At 49.5% G+C, this 2725-nt stretch carries 2 protein-coding genes; one reads left to right on the top strand and one right to left on the bottom strand.

Annotation, left to right across the window (positions count from 1 at the left end; translation table 11 throughout):
• Nucleotides 1-614: 614 nt before the first annotated feature.
• Nucleotides 615-1826, bottom strand: a complete 1212-nt coding sequence (locus OCV66_RS15440; RefSeq protein WP_054328578.1) for an IS110 family RNA-guided transposase — start codon at nucleotides 1824-1826, stop codon at nucleotides 615-617.
• A gap of 398 nt (nucleotides 1827-2224) precedes the next feature.
• On the opposite strand from OCV66_RS15440, the gene OCV66_RS15710 reads away from it, so the two are divergent.
• On the top strand, nucleotides 2225-2293 hold the full coding sequence (locus tag OCV66_RS15710; RefSeq protein ID WP_390126316.1) for a hypothetical protein: 69 nt from the start codon (nucleotides 2225-2227) through the stop codon (nucleotides 2291-2293).
• Nucleotides 2294-2725: the final 432 nt, after the last annotated feature.

Genomic DNA, 2725 nt, shown 5'->3' with positions numbered 1-2725 from the left:
AAAGTCTGCAAATAAAAAGTCAATAGGGGGAATGGAGAAAATGATGAAAAGAAAAAGGGCATACCCAAAGCGGCCAGATGGTAAAATGCGCTGGCCAGATAGGAAGATATGTATCAAGGAGTGTTATTTCTGAGGCAGCAGAATGGTTGCTTTGGAGAAGTCTTTCCAATCCAAGCATTGCCCACAGCGGTCACAGTAAGGCTGGTATTCCCGTTCCATAGTCTTTCCACATTGAGGGCAGACTGAGAAGCCAGTAAGGCCATGAAGGAAATGAAAGCAGCGGATCTGCGTCACTGGCATGGGTTTGCGGAAAGACATTTCCCTCCAAATTGCCGAGGGAATCAGCAGGTCATTTGGTGTCAGATTAAAACCAACGCAGAGTTTTTCCAATGTCAAGATCGTTGGGGCGGTTTTGCCTCTGGCAATGTCGCCAAAGTACCTGGAACTGAGGTCACATCGTTCCGAGGCAGTTTCATAGCTGAGCTTGCGAGTATCACATAATCTGAGGACGGAGGTGGATAAATTGTCTAAAAACATCTTAATCGCTCTCTTTCTGTCATAAGATGTTTTTAGCGTAAATGCAGTATCGTTCCCCGACAAGGAAGGATGCTTCCTTAATTTCCCTCCAGAGATGCCAGATATTCTTTTATTCTGCCGTAGTAGATGCGCAGGAACTTGTTGGTGCCGGCTGTCATGTAAACCAGGTAGGGCTTGCCCTCGGCTCGTTTCTTGTCCATGAAACGGTACACTGGATCATTCTGAGGCATGGTTTTCAAAAGGCAGTCCATGACTAGGAACAAGGCGCGGCGCAGCTCCGGCGGGCCGCTTTTGGATGTCCGGTTGCTTTTGGCCTCGTGGGTGCCAGACTGGTCAGCGCCAGGGTCAACACCGGCAAAAGCCGTAATGGAGCCTCTGTGTGCAAACCGGGTCACATCACCAATCTCTGCCATGAGCTGGGGGCCGAGAGAATTGCCTACGCCGCGCATGGCCATGACAACTGGATATTCGGGGAGTTGGGCAGCCAGAGTGCGCATTTCAGCCTTGAGTTGCTCCAGAGATTTGGAGACGGCGTTCAGCGCGTCAATGGCCTGCCGGATCATGGTTTTGGTCAGGGCGTCCTTGGGGAGCATGGCAATCAGGTCTTGCGCCTCCATGTGAATCTCAATGGCCCGGCTCTGGCTGAAGTTGTAGCCGTGGCGTTTGCACCACTTGCGGTAGCGCTCCATAAAAGCAGTGAGGCTCATAGCCCGCACACAGTCCACGTGCCAAAAGGTCGTGGCAAAGTCCACCCACTTCTGGCTGCCGTCCTCACGGACAGGGCTGTCAAACAGGGCGTTGACATCGGGATAGGTCTGGTCCAAGAGGGCGATGAGGTTGTTTTTCATCATCGTCTTGGTTTTGGAGTACAGCCCCTGCTGCCGATTCAGCGTTTTCAGTTGCATCCGAATCGTGTCCATAGGAGTATGTTGGCGCAATTCTACCCAGTTGTCAAGCCCATAGCGGGCAATCTTCCTGGCGTCTGCCTTATCTGTTTTCACTTTGCGCAGGGTGTTGTTCCCGTAGTCTTTAATGAGCTTAGGATTGACTGCGCTAACAAAGATGCCCTCCTCATGGAGAAAGCGGGCCACCGGCTCATAGTAGCGCCCAGTGTGCTCCATGACCACCCGCGTCTCACCGTCCAGGCTTTTCAAGTAGTTTGCCAGTTCCTTGAGTTCACTGCCGGTGTGACCAACAGAAAACGGCTTTGCCACCACTTCCCCGAAGGGACGGAGAACAGTTACCATGCTCTTTCCTTTGGAAACATCGACCCCTGCTACATTGTTCATGCACAACGCTCCTCATCGTAGATTTGTCTTTTGGCGTCCAGCCATTTCATCATTGCCGATCCAATCTATTTGATGACACGGGCGCACCGATGTGGCGGCTCAACCTGCATAAATCGAACGCTGCGAAGGAGAGGCTGGCTGACGGACTTTACAACGGACGCATTGGTCCTTGGAGTTTAACATCAGGCCAAGACACTCTCATTCTAACAGCTTTGGCAACGGCGCGGAAAAAGACACGGCTGGCTGCCGTGCCTTGAACCGTAAATCTATTGTAATAGGAGTTTATGCAAATCCGGTACTCGCTGAATACTTCCAGCGTAATATGTTTACTTTAGAGTAGATACTTTGTCCCATATGCGGCAGAAAAACACATAATATCAATTAGGGAGGATACCGTATTGAAAAACTTTCCTTTTTACTGGTCGAAGCGTAAACAGGAAACGCTCATCGACGCAAAGGATTTGTAAATAACCATCATTCAAAGGCAGAAACACTAATCAACCTATATATGCCGCCGTTATGGATAACATCATAAACGGTGGTTTTCCTAAGTCTATTACAAATGTTACCAGTACCGAGCCAACATTGCAACAGCCTGCGGAGAAGATAAAAACATTTCATCTTTCCAAAACAGATAAGCCGTGCTATATTAAAGGAGAAATCAGGTCAGAGTAATTCGTGTCAGAGTAACCCGCCCAGGAGGCAGTCTGCCTGTCTGGACCGAACACCATCTCCGTACTTGATTCATCACCTGACTAGACCATACAGAAATCCACTATCGGATACTGTATGGTCTTTTTTTGCGCCAAAGAGAAAGGAAGATCAATATGCAATGACAGAAAAGCTGATGAAAGCCATCTACAGTGACCCAGCCCAGACAATCACCCTTACAGCCTGGG

The organism is Agathobaculum ammoniilyticum (genome assembly GCF_025567315.1).
Lineage (GTDB): Bacteria > Bacillota > Clostridia > Oscillospirales > Butyricicoccaceae > Agathobaculum > Agathobaculum ammoniilyticum.
This window is presented reverse-complemented; position numbering and strand designations above follow the sequence as displayed.

Coding starts and splice junctions, on each gene's coding strand:
- OCV66_RS15440 (WP_054328578.1), bottom strand. CDS start 1,826: ATGAACAATGTAGCAGGGGTCGATGTTTCCAAAGGAAAGAGCATGGTA.